The organism is Nonlabens agnitus (genome assembly GCF_002994045.1).
Lineage (GTDB): Bacteria > Bacteroidota > Bacteroidia > Flavobacteriales > Flavobacteriaceae > Nonlabens > Nonlabens agnitus.
The window spans coordinates 2,743,429-2,766,728 of record NZ_MQUC01000003.1 but is presented as its reverse complement, the minus strand read 5'-3'; the positions used below and the strand labels follow the sequence as shown (position 1 = coordinate 2,766,728).

19 protein-coding genes and 1 tRNA gene are annotated in these 23,300 nt (G+C 43.2%); 11 read left to right on the top strand and 9 right to left on the bottom strand.

The window, feature by feature from the left end; all coding sequences use genetic code 11:
* Window positions 1-98 precede the first annotated feature (98 nt).
* From BST86_RS12795 to def, 3 genes are all read left to right on the top strand, one after another.
* Window positions 99-2,177: a M13 family metallopeptidase gene (locus tag BST86_RS12795; protein WP_105983593.1), complete on the top strand. Its 2,079-nt coding sequence runs from the start codon at window positions 99-101 to the stop codon at window positions 2,175-2,177.
* Between the two features lie 84 nt (window positions 2,178-2,261).
* The gene (locus tag BST86_RS12790; protein ID WP_105983592.1) at window positions 2,262-4,172 is read left to right on the top strand and encodes a CocE/NonD family hydrolase; all 1,911 of its coding nucleotides are present in this window, start codon (window positions 2,262-2,264) and stop codon (window positions 4,170-4,172) included.
* Window position 4,173: 1 nt separating this feature from the next.
* Window positions 4,174-4,809, top strand: coding sequence for a peptide deformylase (gene def, locus BST86_RS12785; protein ID WP_105983591.1), 636 nt, complete (start codon window positions 4,174-4,176; stop codon window positions 4,807-4,809).
* Between the two features lie 276 nt (window positions 4,810-5,085).
* On the opposite strand, the gene BST86_RS12780 is transcribed toward def, so the two are convergent.
* The 7 genes from BST86_RS12780 to rseP all read right to left on the bottom strand — a co-directional run bounded on the left by BST86_RS12780 (window position 5,086) and on the right by rseP (window position 13,416).
* On the bottom strand, window positions 5,086-6,780 hold the full coding sequence (locus BST86_RS12780) for an ABC transporter ATP-binding protein (RefSeq protein ID WP_105983590.1): 1,695 nt from the start codon (window positions 6,778-6,780) through the stop codon (window positions 5,086-5,088).
* On the bottom strand, window positions 6,758-7,471 hold the full coding sequence (locus BST86_RS12775; RefSeq protein ID WP_105983589.1) for a 3'-5' exonuclease: 714 nt from the start codon (window positions 7,469-7,471) through the stop codon (window positions 6,758-6,760). The genes BST86_RS12780 and BST86_RS12775 overlap by 23 nt, the downstream gene beginning before the upstream one ends.
* A gap of 2 nt (window positions 7,472-7,473) precedes the next feature.
* Window positions 7,474-9,798, bottom strand: coding sequence for a penicillin-binding protein 1A (locus BST86_RS12770; RefSeq protein WP_105983588.1), 2,325 nt, complete (start codon window positions 9,796-9,798; stop codon window positions 7,474-7,476).
* Window positions 9,785-10,288, bottom strand: coding sequence for a gliding motility lipoprotein GldH (locus BST86_RS12765; protein WP_105983587.1), 504 nt, complete (start codon window positions 10,286-10,288; stop codon window positions 9,785-9,787). Before BST86_RS12765 ends, BST86_RS12770 begins: the two co-directional genes overlap by 14 nt.
* Window positions 10,289-11,584 carry a PSP1 domain-containing protein gene (locus BST86_RS12760; RefSeq protein WP_105983586.1) on the bottom strand — a complete coding sequence of 432 codons (1,296 nt, stop codon included), beginning with the start codon at window positions 11,582-11,584 and terminating at the stop codon, window positions 10,289-10,291.
* A gap of 315 nt (window positions 11,585-11,899) precedes the next feature.
* Window positions 11,900-11,973 (bottom strand) — tRNA-Asn (locus tag BST86_RS12755).
* Between the two features lie 102 nt (window positions 11,974-12,075).
* On the bottom strand, window positions 12,076-13,416 hold the full coding sequence (rseP, locus tag BST86_RS12750) for an RIP metalloprotease RseP (RefSeq protein ID WP_242446532.1): 1,341 nt from the start codon (window positions 13,414-13,416) through the stop codon (window positions 12,076-12,078).
* A 284-nt stretch (window positions 13,417-13,700) separates the two neighbouring features.
* Between rseP and BST86_RS12745 the strand changes: the two genes are divergently transcribed.
* The 8 genes from BST86_RS12745 (at window position 13,701) to BST86_RS12710 (ending at window position 20,870) form a co-directional block, all read left to right on the top strand.
* The gene (locus BST86_RS12745) at window positions 13,701-14,384 is read left to right on the top strand and encodes an SCO family protein (protein ID WP_105983585.1); all 684 of its coding nucleotides are present in this window, start codon (window positions 13,701-13,703) and stop codon (window positions 14,382-14,384) included.
* Between the two features lie 64 nt (window positions 14,385-14,448).
* On the top strand, window positions 14,449-15,156 hold the full coding sequence (locus BST86_RS12740) for a tellurite resistance TerB family protein (RefSeq protein WP_105983584.1): 708 nt from the start codon (window positions 14,449-14,451) through the stop codon (window positions 15,154-15,156).
* Window positions 15,157-15,278: 122 nt separating this feature from the next.
* Complete coding sequence (locus tag BST86_RS12735) at window positions 15,279-15,932, top strand: metal-dependent transcriptional regulator (protein WP_105983583.1); 654 nt, start codon at window positions 15,279-15,281, stop codon at window positions 15,930-15,932.
* Complete coding sequence (locus BST86_RS12730; RefSeq protein ID WP_242446531.1) at window positions 15,932-16,720, top strand: transporter; 789 nt, start codon at window positions 15,932-15,934, stop codon at window positions 16,718-16,720. Before BST86_RS12735 ends, BST86_RS12730 begins: the two co-directional genes overlap by 1 nt.
* A gap of 74 nt (window positions 16,721-16,794) precedes the next feature.
* Window positions 16,795-17,703, top strand: a complete 909-nt coding sequence (locus BST86_RS12725; RefSeq protein WP_105983581.1) for a metal ABC transporter solute-binding protein, Zn/Mn family — start codon at window positions 16,795-16,797, stop codon at window positions 17,701-17,703.
* Window positions 17,703-18,440 carry a metal ABC transporter ATP-binding protein gene (locus BST86_RS12720; RefSeq protein ID WP_105983580.1) on the top strand — a complete coding sequence of 246 codons (738 nt, stop codon included), beginning with the start codon at window positions 17,703-17,705 and terminating at the stop codon, window positions 18,438-18,440. The genes BST86_RS12725 and BST86_RS12720 overlap by 1 nt, the downstream gene beginning before the upstream one ends.
* Window positions 18,441-18,603: 163 nt before the next feature.
* On the top strand, window positions 18,604-19,716 hold the full coding sequence (locus BST86_RS12715) for a metal ABC transporter permease (protein ID WP_105983579.1): 1,113 nt from the start codon (window positions 18,604-18,606) through the stop codon (window positions 19,714-19,716).
* The gene (locus BST86_RS12710) at window positions 19,713-20,870 is read left to right on the top strand and encodes a metal ABC transporter permease (protein WP_105983578.1); all 1,158 of its coding nucleotides are present in this window, start codon (window positions 19,713-19,715) and stop codon (window positions 20,868-20,870) included. Before BST86_RS12715 ends, BST86_RS12710 begins: the two co-directional genes overlap by 4 nt.
* Window positions 20,871-20,917: 47 nt before the next feature.
* Here the strand turns inward: BST86_RS12710 and BST86_RS12705 are convergent, their stop codons facing one another.
* Both BST86_RS12705 and BST86_RS12700 read right to left on the bottom strand, forming a co-directional pair.
* Window positions 20,918-21,685, bottom strand: a complete 768-nt coding sequence (locus BST86_RS12705; RefSeq protein ID WP_105983577.1) for an enoyl-CoA hydratase/isomerase family protein — start codon at window positions 21,683-21,685, stop codon at window positions 20,918-20,920.
* Between the two features lie 131 nt (window positions 21,686-21,816).
* A complete protein-coding gene (locus tag BST86_RS12700; RefSeq protein WP_105983576.1) occupies window positions 21,817-23,274 on the bottom strand; it encodes a sensor histidine kinase in 1,458 nt (485 codons plus the stop codon).
* Window positions 23,275-23,300 lie beyond the last annotated feature (26 nt).

The following is a 23,300-nucleotide window of genomic DNA, read 5'->3' as shown; positions in this document are numbered from 1 at the left end:
ACAACCACTCCATTACAACCACATTGTTAAATCCGTTTAGTAATGTTGTTGCAACGGTGGAAAACAAATTACATTTATCACACTAAAATTTCAATACAATGAAACACCATTGGAGCGCTGTTAGATCACTTATGATCATAGCCATAATCACCGTTTTCGCATCCTGTAAAGATGAAAAGGAAACCGAAATCGCTGAAAACAACACCTATCCCGGCATAGACTTTACCGCCATGGATACCTTAGTGAGTCCTAAGGATGACTTTTATAGATATGTCAACGGTACCTGGATCGATTCAACCGAAATTCCAGCAGACCAAACCGTTTGGGGCGGCTTCAACAAGCTGCGCAAGCAAACAGACGCAGACGTACTTGCCATTCTAAGAAAAGCTGAAAAAGATGAGAATCTAGACCCAGCGTCTGACCAGGCAAAGGCTGTGTACCTGTTTCAATCCATCGTCGATACAGAAAATCGTGACAACACGGGCTACGAACCTCTTCTTCCCTATTTACAGCAGGTCGATGCGGTGACTAACATCAACCAATTGCCAGAATTGCTAGGTGATCTTTCCGCTTACGGGATTAACGGTTTGATATCATTCTATGCATCACCAGATGCCAAGGACACCAACATCAACGTTGCACAATTAGGAACAGGTAGCCTAGGAATGGCACGTGAATACTATGTGGAACAGGACGAAGATAGCAAGCAAAAGCTTGAAAAATACAAGCAACACGTGGCTCGCATGTTGAGCCTAACAGGAACGGATAGTCTTGCTGCAAAAACCACCGCTGCAGAAATTGTAGCCTTTGAAGGGAAATTAGCCAAGCCTATGATGAATAAGGTTTCTAGTAGAAACCCTTTGCTATCTTACAATCCTATGCCTAAAGAAAACTTGAAAAAACTGGTTCCAGCGATGGACTGGGAACGTTATTTTGAAACCTTAGGTGTAAAGGATTTTGATACCATTATCGTTTCACAACCAGATTATTTGAAATCCCTACAGCCTATGATCGCGCAAAAGAATCTGCCAGTGATCAAGGATTATTTAAAATGGACCATCATCAATCGATCGGCCAGCAGCTTGTCCAGCACCTTGGAAGATGCCAACTGGGATTTTTACAGCAAAACGATGCGCGGTGCCGTAGAACAAGAACCTTTGGAAGAACGTGCCCTAGATGTGGTCAATGGAACTGTTGGTGAAGCTTTGGGTAAACTGTATGTAGATGAAAAATTCCCTAAAGAAGCAAAGGACAAAGCTTTAGAGATGATCGACTATGTCAAGAAAGCTTATGAAGTGCGCATCAATGCCTTAGACTGGATGAGTGCAGACACCAAGAAAAAAGCCATTGACAAACTTAACGGCATGACGATCAAAATAGGATATCCCGACAAGTGGAAGGATTACAGCGCTCTGGAAATAAAAAGCCCAGAAAATGGCGGTACTCTTTTTGACAACATGATGGCGGTAAGCAAATGGAACCGTCAAGATAACCTCAACGATTTAGGCGAGTCTGTGGATAAGACAGAATGGTTCATGTCTCCACAAACAGTGAACGCCTACTACAATCCATATTATAACGAGATTGTTTTCCCGGCAGCGATTCTACAACCACCCTTTTATGATTATAACGCAGATGCGGCGATCAACTTTGGCGGTATGGGCGCAGTAATTGGCCACGAGATCTCTCACGGTTTTGATGACAGTGGCGCTCGTTTTGACGCATCTGGAAACATGACCAACTGGTGGACAGACGAGGATAACACAAAATTTGAAGGATTGGGAACCAACCTTGCAGACCAGTACAGCGCCATTGAAGTAATGCCAGATGTTTTCATCAACGGTAAGTTCACTTTAGGCGAGAATATCGGCGATCTAGGCGGTGTGAATGCGGCCTATGATGCCCTACAAATGTGGCTGGACGATAAAGGCAGACCAGAAGAAGATATTGATGGATTTACTCAAGAGCAACGCTTTTTCATAAGCTGGGCAACGGTATGGCGTACCAAGATGCGTGATGAGGCACTCCAACAGCGCATCAAGGGTGATACTCACTCACCTGGTATGTATCGTGGCTATGTGCCGCTTCAAAATATCCAGGCGTTCTATGATGCTTTTGACATCAAAGAAGGCGACGGAATGTACGTCAAACCAGAAGATCGCGTGATAATCTGGTAACACCATTTGAACACTCAAGAAAGGTCTCCTAGTTGGAGGCCTTTTTTTGTCGCATTGACTATCTTTAAGCCATATCTATTTCTTATGAAAAACATTTTCGTTACCGTATTGTTGGTTGTTGGGTTCGCTTTCGCGAAAGCGCAATCCTCATCCACCTATGTACAAGACAATTACACTAAAACCGTACAATACATTCCGATGCGTGATGGTGTGAAGCTGTACACCGTAATCTATGCGCCAAAGGACACCTCAAAAAAATATCCCATAATGATGCAACGCACCTGCTATAGTGTGGCGCCTTATGGTGAGAATGAATTCAAGAGATCATTGGGTCCCAACAAATACATGATGGAAGATGGCTACATTTTTGTCTATCAAGATGTGCGCGGTCGATGGATGAGTGAAGGTACCTTTAACAACATGACACCTAATATTCCAGGGAATGATATCAAGAACACTAAGGATATCGATGAAAGTTCAGACACCTATGATACGATTGACTGGCTGGTGAATAACCTTAAGAACACCAATAAGAAAGTAGGTCAATGGGGTATTTCCTATCCAGGATTCTACACCGCAGCGGCCTTGCCAGATGCGCATCCGGCACTAGTGGCCTCATCACCACAAGCACCTATTGGTGATTTCTTTTTTGATGACTTTCATCACATGGGCGCCACTTTGCAAAGCTATTTGATGGCCTATCCAGTATTTGGACATCAAACGGAAGGACCAACTACAGAGAGCTGGTACAACGATAAATGGGAAGCCATGCGAGCTGCAGGAAACACAAAGGACTCTTATGCCTATAACATGGCGTTGGGCCCTTTAAAAAACGTGACCGAGAATATTTATCCAGACAACGAATTCTGGAAGCAAGTAACAGAACATCCCAACTATGACGAGTTCTGGCAAAAAAGATCCATCGTCAATCATCTGGAGAACGTGGACCATTCGGTCATGACCGTAGGTGGATGGTTTGATGCAGAGGATTTGTATGGACCGTTAACCATCTATAAAAATGTGGAACGCAACAATCCAAAAAACAAAAACAACACCATCGTGATGGGTCCATGGAGCCACGGTAACTGGGCTCGTGAACCAGGCACGCAAATGGTTAACCACATCGTTTTTGGTGACAGTATCTCGACATTTTACCAGCGTAATATTGAAACACCATTCTTTGAGCATCACTTAAAAGGTGCCAAGAATCCGCAGTTGCCAGAAGCTTATATGTTTGATACAGGCTTGAAGCAATGGGAACAGTTCAATGTATGGCCGCCTAAACAAGAGCAGATCGTTTTTGGTTTTGGCAAAAACGGCAAATTGTTGATGAACGAAAAAGAAGACGAGACCGCTAGCTTTGATTATGTTAGCGATCCTGCTCATCCAGTACCTTTTCGTAGTGAGGTAACGCCGGTGACTTTCACGCCTCGTGCCTACATGACAGACGACCAGCGCCATGCCTCTAGAAGACCTGATGTGCTTACTTTCCAGACAGACGTCCTAGAAGATGACACCAGACTTGCAGGCGAGATACAAGCCAATCTGGACGTGATTCTCAAGGACATCACAGATGCAGATTTTATCGTCAAGGTCATCGATGTCTATCCAGACACCATGCAAAATGAGGAAAAGACTCCAGACCATGTGACTCTCGCGGGATACCAACAATTGGTACGTGCAGAGACTTTTAGAGGCCGTTTCCGTAATGACTTTTCAAAGCCAGAAGCTTTTGTAAAAGGTCAAAAAACATCAGTGAACTTTCCATTGCAGGATGTACTGCATACCTTCAAAAAAGGGCACCGCATCATGATCCAGATTCACAGCACCTGGTTTCCATACATTGACAGAAATCCACAGAAATACGTGGACAACATCTTTGACGCGACCGAGGAAGACTTTACAGCAGGAACCGTTCAGATTTTGGGTTCTAGCGAGGTAAGCGTAGGCAAGAGACCAAACTTTGAGATCACGCCTTCCAGCCCTAAAAATTAAGATGATGGTTTCAAAAATATACCTCGTTGCAGTAGTGTTTTTGGGAAGTTTCGCTTTCGCGAAAGCGCAAAAATCCACCAACCAGTTCACTAAAGAACAGCAAAGCATGATCATGGATGCTGGAACGACAGTACCCATGCGCGTTTTCAAGATTACCAAAGAGTCTGACTCGCTGCTGTTGCGCAAGAATAGTATCGCAGTTGATGTCGATCCCAAGGATGCAACCCTTAAAAGACTGGTGGATCGCATGTACGCCACCGTGCGCGATAGCCTGTCGCTAGGTGCTGGTATCGCCGCGCCGCAAGTTGGGATTTTAAAACGTATCGCTTGGGTGCAACGTTTTGACAAGCCTGATTTCCCGTTTGAGGTAATCTTAAATCCAGTGATCAAACAGTACTCTGAAAAGAAGCAAGAATGTGCAGAAGGCTGTCTTTCCATTCCTGATCGACGCGAGACGCTTAATTCACGAGCCTACGCGATCCTGGTAGAATATGATACGATGGATGCAGGTCATAAAATCGAGATGGTAGAAGACTTTACCGCGGTGATTTTCCAGCATGAGATTGACCACTTGAATGGAATTCTATATCTGGATCACCTAGCGCAGGAACAGCGTGATGCAGAGCGCTCCAATTAACATATTATGTAGATCAAAAGTGCTTTTAATCGAATAATTATGCACTTATACTGTTTTATTAGGTTTTAATTATGATATTAGAGCTTCCTAATCACAAAATTATATATCGTGCAAACTTCCATTCAAAAACCCAATAGTATTGTTTCTACCTTTAGATTTATTAAAGGTCTTTGTAAGCTAGTGGCGCGAACGTTTTTTGCGTTTTAGGCTGTTGCTTTCAAATTCAAATCCCATCTAGGAATACCGCCTGGATGGGATTTTTATTTGGTAGAATTCTTAGGGAATTGCTTCAATAAGCTTTTTGGTATATTCTCTTTGCGGGTTTGAATAGAGTTCATCTGCCTCGTTTTGCTCCTCGATTTTTCCTTTATTCATCACGATCACCCTATCGCAAAAATACTTGACCACGCCTAGATCGTGTGAGATGAAAATATAGGAGAACCCAAGATCTTCCTTAAATTCATTGAGCAGGTTGAGCACCTGTGCTTGCACACTTATATCCAGTGCACTAACAGACTCATCACATACAATCAATTCTGGTTCTAAGGCGACCGCTCGTGCAATGCCTATGCGTTGTCGTTGACCACCACTAAATTCATGCGGATAGCGTTCAAAATAGCCGCTGTCGAGCCCAACACGCTCCAGCAACTGCTCGACACGATGCCTGCGGTCCTTATCGCTGGATCCTATGCCGTGCCACTTCATGGGCTCCATAATAGCATCGCCTATCTTCAAACGCGGATTGAGCGACGCAAATGGATCCTGAAAGATGATCTGGATCTTTTTGCGCAATTTTCTCAACGCGTTAGAAGAAATCTGACTCAAATCTTGATTTTCAAAAACAATCTGGCCGCTTGTTACGGGAAGCAGTCCCAGAATCATGTTGCCCAGCGTACTTTTACCACAACCGCTCTCACCTACCAGTCCAAGGCTTTCGCCCTTGTAAAGTTCAAAACTGACATGATCTACCGCTCTAAAATATTGCCGTGGCTGGAACAGCTTTTTCTTAAGTGCATAATCCTTCACAACGCTATCTACTTTTAAAATAGGAACGCCGCGATACATCTCGTGATGCCGTTCCTTACGTTGGGAAGTACTTTCTACTTGTTCCACCAGTCGCTTTTCCATAAAATCCCTAATGGTAGGCAGTCGTTTTAATCGACGATCTGTTTCTGGTCTGGCAGCTATCAATGCTTTGGTATACAGTTCTTGTGGATTTTGAAAAAGATCTTGAGCATCCTTGGTTTCTACGAGACGACCTTGATACATCACCATGATACGATCTGCAATGGATCGCACCAGCGATAGATCGTGGGAAATGAACACAATACTCATTCCATATTCCCTTTGCAGCGATTTGAGTAGTAAGATGATCTCTCTCTGGACCGTAACATCTAGCGCCGTGGTAGGTTCGTCTGCGATCAAAATTTTTGGTTTGCAGGCCACTGCCATAGCGATCATGACGCGTTGCATCTGGCCACCACTTATCTCATGTGGGTATTTTTGGTACGTGACCTCGGGCGATGGTAGCTTGACTTTCTCAAAAAGTTCCAACACGGTTTGGTGCCGTTCCTTAGCATTGAGCTGGGTATGAATCTTCAATATTTCGGCGACTTGTTGACCGCAAGTGATGGTGGGATTGAGCGAACTCATGGGTTCTTGAAAGATCATGGAGATCTCGCTTCCGCGAAAGCGAGCCCATTCACCAGCATCCATCTTTAACACATCTTTTTCTAGTACAATAGACTTTTTTGCATGCACCTGAATCTGCCGCGTGTCCAGCAAGCCCATAAGTATTTTACTAGTAATCGATTTACCGCTACCGGATTCTCCTACAATCGCGAGTATTTCATCCTTGTGTAACTGGATATCGACATCATGCAGCACTTGCGTGAATTGGTTACCGTTTTTGAAGGAAAGGTTCAATCCCTTCACATCAACCTGGAGGTTATTTGGAGATGATCTGGTCATCCTGCAGTAGGTTTTCATTGCGCAATTTGAGAATCACTTGCGCGACTGCGATCACGTCACGCTCGCAATAACGTGTGATGCGATCGAGATCCTTTTCTTTGTAATAAACGTCTCGTACTTGGGAACCGTCTATATCATCCTTGGGCGATTCTATACCTAGAATACGAGTGAGTAATTTAAGACTGGTGAAGTGTTTATAGTCGCCAAACTTCCACAACTCCATGGTGTCCAGATGCGGTATTTCCCAAGGTTTTTTCCCGAATAGATTAAGCTTAGTAGGCAATTCCAAACCGTGAATGATCATACGTCTAGCGATAAAGGGAAAATCAAACTCTTTGGCATTGTGACCGCAGAGTAGATGTTCATTTCTGGAGAAGTGTTCTTCCAGCATCTGAGCAAATTCCTTCAATAATTGAGATTCTTCACCTTTATAGCTGTGGATCCTGAAAGTCCTTTTAGATCCAGTATCCCTAAAAAACCCAACTGAAATACAGATGATCTTACCAAATTCTGCCCAGATACCAGCACGGTCATAGAACTCGGCCGGCGTGAATTCTTCCCGGCGTTGATACTGTGTTTTTTGAGCAAATAATTCTTGATCCAACGACTCTAAGTCCTCAAAGTTTTCATGTTGAGGAACTGTTTCTATATCCAAAAAGAGGATATTCTCAAGAGTCAGTTTGTGTATCATAATTACATATCTAGCTCACCACCATCATCTTCCTCGGTTGGACTGCCATTTTCTTGTTGATAAACGTCACAATCTGTTTGTATAGAGAGGTTGGCTGGTCTTGGGAAGCTTCCTTTAGAAACTTCTAGGTTTTCATTTTTGTACACACCTTTCATATAAGATCCCCAAATAGGCAATGCCATGGAAGCTCCTTGACCATAAGTAATGGTAGGAAAGTGAACGGCGCGATCTTCACCACCAACCCAAACTCCAGTTACTAGATTAGGTACCATTCCCATGAACCATCCATCACTTTGGTTTTGGGTTGTTCCCGTTTTACCGGCGATATCATTTTCAAAGGCATAAGGATAATCAGTCAAAATACTAGCATAGGATTGATTACCACGCCATTTGTCGCGCAATCGTGCACCACTACCAATTTGAGTAACACCTTCCATCAATTTGACGGTGGTATAGGCCACTTCTGGGTTCAAGACATCTTTAGAATCTGGCATGTATTGATACAATACCGTTCCATTTTTGTCCTCGATACTAGTCACTAACACAGGCTCATTATAGATACCACCATTAGCAAACACACCATAAGCCGCTACCATTTCATAAAGGCTCACGTCTTCCGTTCCCAAAGCTAGTGCTGGTTGAGCGCTCATGTTGCTCGTATCGATGCCCAACGTTTTGACTCTGTCAAGCACTGCTTGTGGACCAACGTCATCCATTAACCTTGCAGAGACCGTGTTCACAGAATTAGCCAAAGCATCTTTCAAAGTTCTCATATTTCCATAACCACCGCTGGAATTTTTAGGTGTCCAGTCTCTCATGTTTCCATATCTACCTGCTGGAATGGTGTATTCTCCATCACTAAACTCTCGACATGGTGAATATTTAAGTAAATCTATGGCCGTGGCATATAAAAATGGTTTGAAAGTAGAACCTGGCTGGCGCTTTCCTTTTTTGACATGGTCAAACTTGAAATTTTCATGATTGATACCGCCAACCCAGGCTTTAACGTGACCTGTTTGCGGCTCCATAGACATCATACCAGCTTGCAAGAACTTTTTATAATACCTAATACTGTCAATAGGCCTCATGAGCGTGTCGATAGGTCCGTTCCATGAAAAGACAGTCATGTCTGTTTTCTCGAGGAAGCTGTCCTTTATTTCTTGATCACTCTTGCCATCTGCTTTAAGAATTCTCCATCGCTCTGATCTGCGCATGGCAGATGCTAGGATCTTCTCGTCCACTTCTTTCTCTGTAACATCTCTAAATGGTGCCGTCTTCAAGTTTCGGTTTTGATAATCAAACTCGGCTTGTAGGTTTTTCATGTGATCCTTAACCGACTTTTCTGCGATGGCTTGCATGCGGCTATCAATGGTCACGTTGACTTTAAGTCCATCGCGGTAGATGTTGTACTTCTCACCGTCTGCAGGATTTGGGTTATCCTCTATCCAGTCATCCAGCCAGCTTCTTAGGTATTCCCTAAAGTAAGTCGCCATTCCATCGTTATGGGTTTCTGGGCTAAAGTTGAGTTCAATAGGTTGTTCTCTAAGGCTATCTTTCATAGCCTCAGTCATCTTATCATTACGCACCATTTGCACAAATACCTGATTGCGGCGTTGGAAAGATTTCTCTTTGCTTATTTCCCTACGCGGATTGTACTGTCGCGGATTTTTAAGCATGGCAACGATGACCGCACTTTCTTCCACATTAAGGTCTTTGGGCTCTTTTCCAAAATAAATCCTTGAGGCAGATCTAACACCATCTGCATTGTATAAGAAGGTGATCTGATTCAAATATTGAGCGATGATTTCTTGCTTGGTGTACTGTTTTTCCAGCCTAATGGAAATGATCCATTCCTTCAGCTTTTGACCTATACGAGCAACGATATTAGTAGCTGGTTTCTCTGTAAAATAGTTTTTAGCCAGTTGTTGTGTAATGGTACTAGCACCACCGCGCTGTCCTAAGAAAACGACCGCTCTCAGGGTTCCAAAACCATCAATACCACTATGTTCAAAAAAACGCTCATCTTCTGTAGAAACGAGCGCGTCCACCATGTTTTGCGGTAAGTCCTCAAAATTTACTGGCGTACGGTTATCCTTGTAGAATTTACCTAACGTGATACCGTCAGATGCGACAATCTCTGTAGCGAGGTCTGTATCTGGATTTTCCAGTTTTGTGTGGTCTGGCAAGGAGCCAAAAACGCCCCAACTGGTCAATAAAAATAGGAGCACCAGCAATCCTATTGCCGTACCGACGAGTTTCCAGAACAGAATCACATTAGCTCGCAAGTCTTCTTTGCGCTTTGCTTCCTGGGCTTTACTTACTGCCATTTTGTATTTCTTTTTCAATAGTATATCCTACGTCAAGCACGCCTTCCAGCTGTTCCAATGGTTGGGCACTACCGCTTTTTCTCATGGCTTGTTGTAGGGTAAGTTGATATGTTCCGCTTTCGCGAAAGCGAAATTCTTTCTTATATATTAATTTGTTTTCCACCACATCGCTACCGGTACCCAAAAATGCACCTCTAGCATCTGCCATGGCATACTCCAATGTATCTGTAACGATCTTTCCCTGCGGAAATTTCATTTGAGTGATCAACCAAAGGTTTTTATACGCATAACTCTTGTTGTTGCGCATATTCAAATATATCTGAAAATCAGTAACCGTATCAACCGGTTCGATCAAAAACTGGGCTGGTTCACTAGCGGGCCAGGATGCGCCATCAAAGGACTTACTGTCTGTAGCCACCAGATTGTCGTCACATCCTATGATCACCGGGATCGCCAATAAACCGAAAGCAAGTCGACGTACCAGATTCATTTATTTCTTCTCGTTATTGTTGTTGCCACCCTTAGTTGCGCGACGTTTATTCCTGCGAGGTTTGTTGGGTTTGCTCTGGCCGCCTTTGCTGGCTGGCTTAGGAGATGTCTTGGCAGCCGTTTTTGCTGCTGGAGCATTTCCTGCTGGCGCTTTCTTCTTATTGCGGTTGTTGCGACGCTTTTTGCGTTTATTCTTGCCACCGCCAGATTTATTGTCAAAACGGGTAAGGCTGTCTTGACCTACCACATTCTCAAAACTTACTTTTTCTTCTATGACCAGTTCACGGGCGTATTCTTCAATACCAGCTACCTTTTCCTTGGCCTTATTTTTAGCCACAATCTCGTGAACCTGTTCAATGGTTAAGGTGTGCCAGTTCATCCACTCGCCATCGTAACAATACCACATGAGGCCTTTGAAAATATCAACCTTTTGGCACAAAGCAACTCCTTTCTCTGTGTAGAGCTTTTGATTTTGCTTAGGGAATGTACTTAATGCATCCAGATAGGAATCCAACTCGTAATTCAAACAGCATTTCAATTTACCGCACTGACCCGCCAATTTTTGCGGATTGAGCGACAGGTTTTGATAACGAGCAGCGCTGGTGGTAACAGATCTAAAATCTGTCAACCAGGTGCTGCAACACAATTCGCGACCGCAAGATCCTATACCGCCCAATCGAGCCGCTTCCTGACGCAGCCCTATTTGACGCATCTCAATACGCGTACGGAATGTTCCAGCATATTCCCTAATGAGCTCTCTAAAATCGACGCGCTGATCTGCCGTGTAAAAAAAGGTGGCTTTAGAGCCATCTCCTTGAAACTCAATATCTGAGATTTTCATTTTGAGCTTTAATCGTATAGCGATTTCTCTGGCCTTAATCTTCATCTCATCCTCACGATTGCGGGCTTCTTTCCACTTGTCTACATCGTTTTGATTAGCAATGCGATAAATTTGTAGCACCTCTTCACTGTCAGGCTTGACGCGCTTGCGCTTCATCTGTACACGTACTAGTTCGCCGGTAAGTGTCACGATACCTACATCATGACCCGTTGCGGCCTGGGTTGCTACTACATCGCCAATTTTCAAAGGCAGGTTCTCGTGATTGTGAAAGAACTCTTTGCGGCTGTTCTTGAAACGAACTTCAACATAAGGGAATTGTTCTTGTCCTTCTGGCAATTCCATGTTTGCCAGCCAATCAAAAACGGTGAGTTTATTACATCCTGAGGTACCACAGGTACCGTGATTCTTACATCCACCTGGCGCACTATCGCCAGTTCCACAACTATTACAGCTCATTCTCCTATGTTATATATTGAAATCCAATTACTTGAGTAATGGATTGAAAGTTTTTGCACTAATCGTAAATATAGGGAATCTGAAAATGGTATTGAAGCCGCAGTTTTCAAAAATTGAGATCACTTTAAACCGTTACCATCATCAACTTTCTAGTTCAGCCCCAACAAAAATCCCAACCATTGCTGATTAGGTTTTTGTTCTTTTTTCCCGATAACCATCGGGACAGACAATAGGCTTACCGTACCATATGCGGCAGAGGCTTATTGCCCAATATGTTGCACAAAAAAACCAGCCTTTTCAGACTGGTTTGTTTTGCTCCTCTTCTTGGGCTCGAACCAAGGACCCTCTGATTAACAGTCAGATGCTCTAACCAACTGAGCTAAAGAGGAATGTGATATACACATGCTCAAGCTATTTGCTTAAGCGGATGCAAATATAATAGGTTTTGGATTTTACGCCAATATTTTTCAATAAAAATAAAAGGTTGATTTTTATCCAAACAACCATTTGTAAACGTCGTTCCCGTTTGCATATAGCATCAAGACTAATAAAATCAAGATCCCAATGATCTGTGCGCGCTCCATAAACTTATCTCCAGGCTTGCGTCCCGTGACTATTTCATACAGCAAAAACATCACGTGACCACCATCCAGCGCAGGAATAGGCAAGATATTCATTACCGCTAGAATGAACGAAATCAAAGCTGTGGTACCCCAAAATTCAATCCAATTGAAGGTATCTGGATATAATTTGGCAATGGTTCCAAAGCCACCCAATTGTCCAGCACCTTTTTTAGTAAATACATATTTGAACTGTGCGATATAGTCATGCATGGTCCAGTAACCACGGGAAACACCCGCAACCAGACTTTCACCTATGCTGTAATCACGACGTGTGAATCTAGCAAAATCATCATCTGTAGACCGCATTGTTATACCAAACCCATTGGCCATTTCAGCTTTGGTGAGCGTTAATTCAATATCTCTTTGACTACCGTCAGATAGAATAGAGAGAATAAACGGTTGACCTGGTTTTACAATATTATTCATGGCATAGGTAACATCGGTCTGAAATTCTATAGGAGAACCTGCTAAAGCAATGATCTCATTTCCTTTTTTTAATCCTAAGGAATCAGCTAGTCTACCAGGAGCAATAGAATCTATAGCAAACGGATATCTAAATTCTGGTCTTCCCATAATACCATCCTCAAACATTCGGTCGCCTATGTCTTCAGGAATGTTGATCTCTACAGGTGCGCCATTTCTTAAAACAGTAACAGTCTCTACATCTCTAAAAACAAGCATTTTATTGAGGTCCAATGCATTTTCAAGCGTGTCACCATTGATGAGCATAGGTTGGTCTCCTTGCATGAAACCTACTTCTTCCAGTGTTTTTGAATACCCAAAACCGTACTTAAAATCATCACCATGAGCTACCTGTGTTCCCTGGGAATACATGATCCCGGCATAAATGATAAATCCTACGAGCACGTTAACGATCACACCACCCAGCATCACGATCAATCGCTGCCACGCCGGCTTGGATCTAAATTCCCATGGTTGCGGTGGTAGCGCCATTTGCTCCTTGTCCATGCTCTCGTCGATCATTCCAGCGATCTTGACATAACCACCTAGTGGCAACCATCCTATTCCATAAACGGTCTCGCCTATCTTTTTCTTAAAAAGGGAAAATTTGATGTCAAAAAACAAGTAGAATTTCTCGACTTTGATTTTAAAAAGTCGGGCTGGTATAAAATGACCTAATTCGTGAAGAACGATGAGTAGGGAAAGACTCATCAAGAAGTTAATAATCAATACAATCGTGGGATGCATGTGTCTAATCGGTTTTCAAGCGGCAAAAATAAGGGATTCGGCTTTGTAAAAGCAAAAATCTCAAAACTAACAGATAACATCATCCATGCCGCTGTTGATCTTCCTGCCACACAGGTGATTTTTTTTAAAAGTTTGATTGTGGTTAGTTCGCTTTCGCGAAAGCGAAATTCCCATCATCTACCCTACTAGTTCCGGCCTCAATAGGAGCCATAATTATGTTAGGAAAGCCTTATACACACCACTAAACTTACAATAAGGTCGTAATTTTGTATTTAAGCTAAACGATGAAAGAATTTTTGATACATAATAAGTGGCGCATCCTGTTTATGGTGGTGCTTTGTGGTGGGATTTTGGCGGCATTTCAATATGCGCTTACTCCAGATCGCCAGCTTGCCGTGCTACAACCAGACCAGTTTGATCCTTCATTAGTGGACGACAGCATGCTTTTTGTCAAGAAATACCACAAAATTGCTCCGTTTAAATTGATCAATCAAAATGGAGACACGATTACCCAGGCAGATTATCAAAACAAAATCTACGTAGCCGATTTCTTCTTTACCACATGTCCCAGTATTTGTCCCGTGATGACCAAAAATATGACGATGCTACAGGAAGAATTTAAAAATGATCCAGAGGTCTTGTTACTCTCGCACAGTGTCACTCCAGAGATTGATAGCGTCCAGGTCTTAAGAGAATACGCAGATCGCAAAGGTGTGATCGATGCCAAGTGGAATCTGGTCACAGGCGATCGCAAACAGATCTATGATCTGGCAAGAAAATCCTACCTAGCTGCAAAAAAGAACAAATATGGCGGCGAGAACGCCATGATACATACAGAGAATTTCTTGCTAGTGGATAAAGAAGGTCGCCTGCGTGGTCGTTCCTATGACGGCACTGATGAAGAAGATATCAAAGCACTCATTGAGGATATTTATGTGCTTAAGGAGAGTTATCAAGTTGAGGAATAAGAACATTTTACAAAGCGTTGAAAGCCGTTAGTGTATTCCTTATTTTTGCGGGCTAATTGTATCCATGAGCTTTTTCGGTTATATTTTTCTTTTCTTGGTACTGCGATGGTTGTACTCGCTATTTGTAAATAGTTCCACTACAACCCAGCGTACTGGAGCACCTTTCCAGCAGCGCTCTACCACAGTAAGTCCAGAGGATTTTGAGCTGCACTTATTGACACTTTCCTCCATCGTCATGAAGGCTGATGGCAAGGTCACGCAAAACGAGATGCAGTACGTACAACAGTATTTTGTAAGCAGCTATGGTAAAGATCGCGCTAATGCGATTTTCAAGGTATTCAATGAGGTTGTCAAAAAAAGGGAAATCAATCCTGCTAGGGTTTGTCAATACCTCAACGCCAGGACCCGATATGAGTCCAGGTTGCAGATTCTGCATTTTCTATTTGGTATTGCGCAAGCAGATGGCCATGTAAGCTCTCCAGAAGTGAACATGCTACAGCAAATTGCCGGTTATTTGAGATTAACGCAGCGTGATTTTATCTCCATCAAGGCCATGTTTGTCAAGGATCAGGACAACGCCTACAAAATCCTTGAGATCGACAAATCTGTGCCCGATCATGAGGTGAAAAAAGCTTACCGTACCATGGCCAAAAAATACCATCCAGATAAACTTATCGATATGGACGAGGCTTACAAAAAAGGCGCCGAGGAGAAATTCCGCAAGGTGCAGGAAGCTTATGAGACCATCCAGAAAGAACGCGGAATGGTGTAAATCTTAATAGCTAATCACTTCAACCTTAATCATTAATCGATTAAGGTTTTTATTTGCTACTATTTTTAGACAAGACTAAAAATATGTTTTTACCGTTCAAATTAATAATTTACCTTTACCGCATGCACTCAGTATCAGAAGAGAACTATATCAAAGCCATTAATCACCTGCAGCAGGGCGATGAGCTGGTATCTACTAATGAAATTGCGGGACAGATGAATACCAAAGCCTCATCTGTTACCGACATGCTCAAAAGACTAGCAGATAAAAATCTTGCCGAATACATTCCTTACAAAGGTTCCAGGCTCACAAAATTAGGAATGGATCACGCTAACCAGATCGTGCGCAAGCACCGGTTGTGGGAAGTGTTTCTGGTACAAAAACTAGGTTTTAACTGGGACGAGGTTCATGATGTGGCAGAACAGCTGGAGCATATACAGTCCCGCAAACTCATTGATGAGTTGGACAAACATTTAGGCTTTCCCAGAAAAGATCCACATGGTGACCCTATTCCAGACCGTGATGGGAATTATGAAGAGGTGCAGCAAGTTCCTTTGTCCAAACTTGTGAAGGGCGATCATGGCGTTATCACTGGTGTTGTGGACACCTCTCGCAAGTTTCTAAAGTATCTGGACAAACACCAGATAGAGCTAGGTAGTAAGGTAGAGGTTTTGGAGCGTGAGGAATTTGATGGGTCGTTTCTTATCAAAACCGACCATAAGACGCTCCACATTTCAGAAAGTATCGCCAGCAATATCTATTTAAAAACAACATGATGAAAAAACTATTATTTCTAATTACTCTTACTATAAACCCTGCGGTCTTTGCGCAGACGACAGATGACGTGGATGGCGCACTTATAACTGACAGACCAGACGCGACAGAATCACCTAGTCTTGTGCGCCGTGGTTATCTTCAAATTGAAACAGGCGGATTTTATATAGATAGTGAAGAAAACGGCGTTGACATTAAAGAAACTACATTCAACACAACCTTGTTACGATACGGGCTGCTCAATAATCTCGAATTACGATTAGGACTTGATACGCGCCGTACTCAGTTTGAAATTGACGGTCGAGAGCTGGAAGGCGATCTAAGTGGCACCTCGCCATTACTTTTAGGAGCAAAAATTGGTATCGCGCCAGAAAATGGCTGGATGCCACAAATTGCTATTTTGGGGCATTTATACTTACCATTGACCGCTAGCAGCGATTATCAGCCTGAAACGACCGGAATGGACTTCAGGTTTGCCTTTAACCATACGTTATCAAACAGGTCTGGACTTGCATATAATCTAGGTGCCAGTGTTGGTCCCAACAATCCAGAGTTGAGTTATTTATACACCATTGCCTACGGTTACAGTCTTACTGACAAGATCGGTTCCTATATAGAAATATACGGTGATTTCCCTGAAAACAGTAGCGCTAATCACCTTTGGGATGCAGGCTTTACCTATCTCGCAAACGATGATTTGCAATTTGATGTCACTTTTGGATCTGGATTTACAAACGGCCAAAATCTTTTATTAAGCGCTGGCTTAAGCTACCGCATTAGAAACTTATAAACATTATATAGGGACCGCGGCGGCTCATAAATTAGCTTTCGCGAAAGCGAACTCACCCAACAACCACATTACCTATGAAAAACATTGTTTACATCCTATTAGCTTTACTGCTCATTTCCTGTGGCAACCAAAGTGACAGCAACGATAAATTGCTAATTGTCACCACCACCACCATGATTACTGATATGGTAGAAAACATAGGTGGTGATAAAGTAAACGTACAAGGATTGATGGGTAGTGGCGTGGATCCACACTTGTACAAGGCGAGCGAAGGCGATGTTTCCAAACTATTTAATGCAGACATCATTTTTTACAGCGGCCTGCACCTGGAAGGAAAGCTGGTAGAGGTTTTTGAGCAAATGGCTTCACAGGGAAAGAATACGATCGCCATAAGCGATGCGCTGGACAAAAAGACTTTGATAGGCAGCGAGTATTTTGCCAGCAATTACGATCCACATATTTGGTTTGATGTGGATTATTGGACTACGATGACCGCATATGTTAGCCAGCAGCTATCAAAAGCAGATCCAGAAAACGCCGATTATTATGCCGCTAACCGTGATGCCTATCTTGAAAAAATCCAGCAATTAAAAACAGAGCTTACCGCCAAAATCAATGAGTTACCTCAAGACAAACGCATTTTAGTTACTGCACATGATGCCTTTAATTATTTCGGGAGGTCGTTTGACTTTGAGGTCGTGGGACTGCAAGGCATCTCAACCGCAACAGAAGCTGGTGTGCAGGATGTACAGCGCATCACTCAATTCATCATCGATAATAAAGTAAAAGCCGTTTTTATAGAAAGTAGCGTGCCACGACGTACGGTTGAGGCCTTGCAAGCCGCTGTAAAAGCCCAAAACCATGAGGTAAGCATAGGCGGTGAATTGTACAGCGATGCGCTAGGCAGCGCAGGAACCGCAGAAGGTACATATGTGGGAATGTACAAACACAATGTAGAAACCATAGTTAACGCCTTAAAGTAATGGAAGATAAAATCGCAGTTGCGGTAGACGATCTAACCGTCGCCTACAATTACAAACCAGTGCTTTGGGACATCGACCTTTCCATTCCAGAAGGTGTGTTGATGGCTATTGTAGGACCTAATGGCGCTGGTAAGTCTACTCTAATCAAGTCCATATTAGGCATCATCGATCCCATTGCGGGATCTGTCGCTATTTATGGAAAACCCTATGTAAAACAACGCGATAAAGTCGCTTATGTACCTCAAAAAGGTAGCGTGGATTGGGATTTCCCTACCACGGCACTGGATGTGGTTATGATGGGGACCTACGGCTCGCTAGGCTGGATCAAGCGACCTGGTGCCAAAGAAAAGAAACAATCCCTGGAAGCATTAGAAAAAGTAGGTATGCTAGCATTCAAAAGCAGGCAAATAAGTCAGCTTTCTGGTGGGCAGCAACAACGCATTTTCTTGGCAAGAGCTTTGGTTCAAAATGCCGCCATCTATTTTATGGACGAGCCCTTTCAAGGTGTGGATGCCACGACAGAGATTGCCATCATCAACATTTTGAAGGAGTTGCGCAAGGCTGGAAAAACCGTCATTGTGGTGCATCATGATTTGCAGACCGTTCCCGAATATTTTGATTGGGTAACATTCCTCAACGTGAAGCACATCGCGACCGGACCTGTCAAGGATATTTTCAATGATGATAATTTGACAAAAACATACGGTATCAATTACAAAGTGGCCGTACAGCAATAAAGATTAAAGTTGGCAGGCCTTGTATTAAAATAATTTCGCTTTCCTGTCTGCCGACAGGCAGGCGCGAAAGCGAGAATACAACTATCTAATTGAGCACGTAGATGCTGAAATGAATTCAGCATGACAGAGAAAAAGGGTAAAACTTAAAGATTAAAAAAACAGAGTGGACATCACACAATACTTCACGGACTATACACTACGTACCATCACACTGGGAACAGCTGTGCTGGGCGCTATTTGTGGTATGCTGGGTAGTTTCGCTGTGTTGCGCAAGCAAAGTCTATTAGGTGATGCCATCTCTCATGCCGCTTTGCCTGGTATCGCTATTGCCTTTTTAATTACAGGTGCCAAGGACTCAAATGTGCTCTTGTTAGGTGCTCTAGTGAGTGGATTGGTAGGTACTTGGTGGATTCGTGGGATCACCACAAAAACTCATTTAAAAACCGACACAGCTCTAGGTCTGATTTTGAGTTTGTTCTTCGGTTTTGGAATGTTATTGTTGACCTATATTCAAAAGCAACCCAATGCCAATCAAGCTGGACTGGATAAATATTTGTTTGGACAAGCAGCAACTTTAGTAGAAAGTGATGTGATGCTTATGTCGGCAGTTACGAGTATCAGCTTGATTGTGATGTTACTGTTTTGGAAGGAATTCAAATTGCTATTATTTGATAAGAACTATGCCATGACTTTAGGCTTCAACACAAAGTTTATCGATGGTCTGATCAGTTTCTTTATCGTGCTGGCGATTGTTATCGGTTTGCAAACCGTTGGTGTGGTGTTGATGAGCGCGATGTTGCTGGCGCCAGCGGCAGCGGCGCGACAGTGGACCAACAGTTTAAGCGTTATGCTCTTGCTGGCGGCGATTTTCGGTATGTTTTCAGGAGTGTTTGGAACGGCCATAAGCGCGAGTCAGCCTAATCTTTCTACGGGTCCGGTTATAGTTTTGGTGGCCGCTGTTTTTGTGGCAGTTTCATTCATCTTCTCGCCAGGTCGTGGGATTCTTTTTAAACAATTGCGTCTGTTGCGCAACCGCCGCGAACTTGAACTGCAAAAAACACTCTATTTCATGTATACCATCGTACGCAAGCACGATGATATTTCCAGACCACACGCCATTAAAATCCTGAACAATTTCCAAGGCTTTACTAAAAACACCTTGTCCCAACTGGAGCAAAAACACTGGATAGAAATCAAGGGAAACCAATGGTCAATGACCCATTCTGGTTTTGAAACCGCATCCAATTTGTACAATACTAATCTTCCAGAATCATGAATCCTTCGATAGAAATACAACTTATCGCTGCAGTTACCGCTGCTGCCTGTGCGATTCCAGGAGTTTTTCTAGTGTTGCGAAAAATGGCATTGATAAGCGATGCGATAAGTCACTCGATCTTACCGGGAATCGTGATAGGTTTCATGATCACGCAAGATCTTGCCTCACCGTGGCTAATTCTTTTGGCAGCTGTGAGCGGTATCATTACCGTTGTACTGGTAGAAATGATTCAAAAAACTGGACTAGTCAAAGAGGACACCGCTATTGGCCTCGTTTTTCCAGCGCTGTTTAGTATAGGTGTGATTTTAATCGCCCAAAATGCCAATGACGTTCACCTAGATGTAGATGCCGTATTGTTGGGTGAACTGGCATTTGCACCCTTTGATAGATTATACATAGGCGGAACAGATGCAGGACCTAAAGCTCTTTGGGTTATCTCAACGATTTTGTTGATTACTGTTGGACTCTTGCTCGCCTTCTACAAAGAATTAAAACTGAGCACCTTTGACATAGGACTTTCATCAGCATTAGGATTCTCGCCGGTGGTTCTGCACTATGGTTTGATGAGTGTGGCCTCTGTAACTACCGTTGCAGCCTTTGATGCGGTAGGCGCGATCCTAGTGGTCGCCTTGATGATCACACCAGCTGCTGCGGTCTATTTGTTGACCACAGATTTGAAAAAGATGCTGTGGTTGTCTTTGCTATTTGGTGTTGGTAGCGCCATCGGTGGTTATTGGTTTGCAAAATGGCTGGACGCGTCTATTTCTGGCTCCATCACCACGGTGTTGGGAATATTATTCTTTGCGATTTATCTCTTTGCGCCCAGTAAAGGATTGATCGCCGTACTGTTACGTCAAAACAGACAGCGCAAAGAGGTTTCACTATTGACATTTCTATTGCACCTTAATAACCATGATAGCCTGGAAGAGCGCCATGTCTCACATTTGCAAGAACACATCAATTGGCGCAAAGTAAAAGCAAAATCAGTACTCGATCTCGCCGAACAAAATAATATGATCACCATAGAAAATCAGGTGGTCTCCTTAACAAAAAAAGGCTTGGAATTTACCGAGAAAGCGCTGGAGTACATCATCACCAACAAGGATGAGAAGATCGAAGATATGAAGGACGATTTCTTCTTATTTAGGGGTTGATGTATGTTTCGCTTTCGCGCCTGCCTGTCGGCAGACAGGAAAGCGAACTAAAACTCGGCTTTACGCTTTTCCAAAAAGGCTGTGGTTCCTTCCACAAATTCATCAGTCCCAAAGCAGCTCCCAAAATTGTCGATCTCTACCTGGTAACCATCAGTGCCATCGACAAAGCCGGCATTAATCGCATCAATGGCCGCCGCAATAGCCATAGGGCTGTTGCGCATGATTTTTTTGGCGATGCTATAGGTAAAGTCCAATAGTTCTTCCTGTGAGACCACATGATTGACCAGACCGTATGTCAACCCCTGGTGGGCATCGATCATTCCTGCCGTCATTACCATTTCCATAGCGCGGCCTTTACCAACCAATTGTGGCAAACGCTGCGTACCTCCATAACCAGGAATGACGCCTAAAGAGGTTTCTGGCAAGCCTAGCCTCGCATTGTCACTGGCTACTCTAAAATGCGCTGCCATGGCCAGTTCCAGTCCACCACCTAGAGCAAAGCCATTGACGGCTGCAATTACTGGAGTGGAACAATTTTCAATCACATCAAAAAGATCGTTCTGACCTTTACCGGCTAGTTTTTTTCCTTCCAGCTCATCAAAATCTGCAAACTCAGAGATGTCTGCACCCGCGACAAAAGCCTTCTCGCCAGATCCAGTCATGACAATGACGCGTACATCTTCGTTTTCTTCCAACTCGCTAAAAGCCGTTCCCAATTCTTCAATAGTTTCCTTATTGAGCGCATTGAGTTTATTGGGCCTATTAATGGTAATCGTGGCAATCTTGTTTTCTATATCAACGATGATGTTATTCATGGTGTTCTATTTTGATTCTTCTCAAAAATACAGAGAATTTGATAGTTCCGAGTTGGGGATTTGAGACTTTATCACAGGCGATTAAGTGCTGCTTTAATGAAATCAACATGGATTCTTCACATGTGGCTCACCTATTTACTTTTGGGCAGGCAAACGGTAAAGGTCGTGCCGTACCCATAATCCGTTTGCATGGCGATGTTCCCGTTGAAGTTTTCTACGATTTGTTTGACCATGGCAAGACCCAAGCCCATACCGCTATTCTTCGTGGTGAACTTAGGCTCAAAGATCTTGAATTCATTTTCTGGCGAGACGCCGGTACCATTATCGGTTACTTTGAGGTAAATATTGTCCTTATCATGAGTGACTGATACAATAATTTTGGGATCTCGATCTGGATGTGATGCCTGTATAGCATTTTTCACGAGGTTAGTAACCACGCGTATCAATTGCGTGCGATCAAATATCGCGAACAGTTCTTGTGCGTCCTCGTAATATTCTATATGTGAATCGTTGAAGATGTCCAGCGCCAGCTGTGTGATTTTAGGGACATTAGTCTCTTCAGACTGCTGTGCCGGCATGGTGGCATATGTGGAAAAGGCACTCGCGATGTTGCTCATCACATCAATCTGTTCAATGAGTGAGTTGGAGTATTCGGCTAGTTTTTCCTTTGCTTCTGGATCTTGAGGATCAAATCTGCGCTCAAAACTTTGCACGGTCAAACGCATGGGCGTCAATGGGTTTTTGATCTCGTGCGCTACTTGCTTTGCCATCTCTCGCCAGGCCTGTTCTCTCTCGCTGGTCGCTAGTTTGACCGCACTTTCTTCCAGCTCATCCACCATGCCGTTATAAGATTCTACCAGTGTGTTGATTTCTTCAGTTCCAGAGACATCCACATCAATCTTTTTGTTGCGTTTGGCGATGCTTAAATTCTTGATGCGTTCGCTTATTTCCCTAATGGATTTTGTAATGTATTTTGACAACACATATGCGATCAATATGGAAAACAGAATCATCAAAATATAGACGATACCTATGCGGTACAGAAACTCTCGCAATTCATAGTCTATAAAATCATCGTTCTCCAAATATGGCAAGTGAATGATCGCAATATTCTTGAATTGGTTGTCTTTCAAATAGGTATAACTGGAGCGATAATTTTCATTATGATCCTCAAATTGCGTTGTATATCTACCAGAATCAGAGTTCTTGAGTTCCCTAAGGATTTCTGCATCGATATGGCGGCGTAGGCTATCTGTAGTGAGTTCCCTGCTGCTGGTCTTGATCAAGTTCCCACGCAAATCATACATATTGATGGGCAGCTCATGAATGTCGCTTATATCAGATATCAAGGTCCGGAAAATAATGGGCAAGTTGGCCGTGTTGACCACAAAGTCTGTTTTTCTAAGCTCATATTTGAAACTCTCCAGCACCGCTGCTTCCTTACGTTCCAGTCGCTTGTTATGGTAATCTTTCCCTTGTTCAGAAAACTGGTAGATCGACATCCCAGCAATCAGGATACTGGAGATAAGAGTCAGCAGGATCATGGAGAAGAAGATCCTGTTGCGCAGGCTGTTTCGGTACATTTTCATGGCTTTAAATGTAGCAATTATTGAGC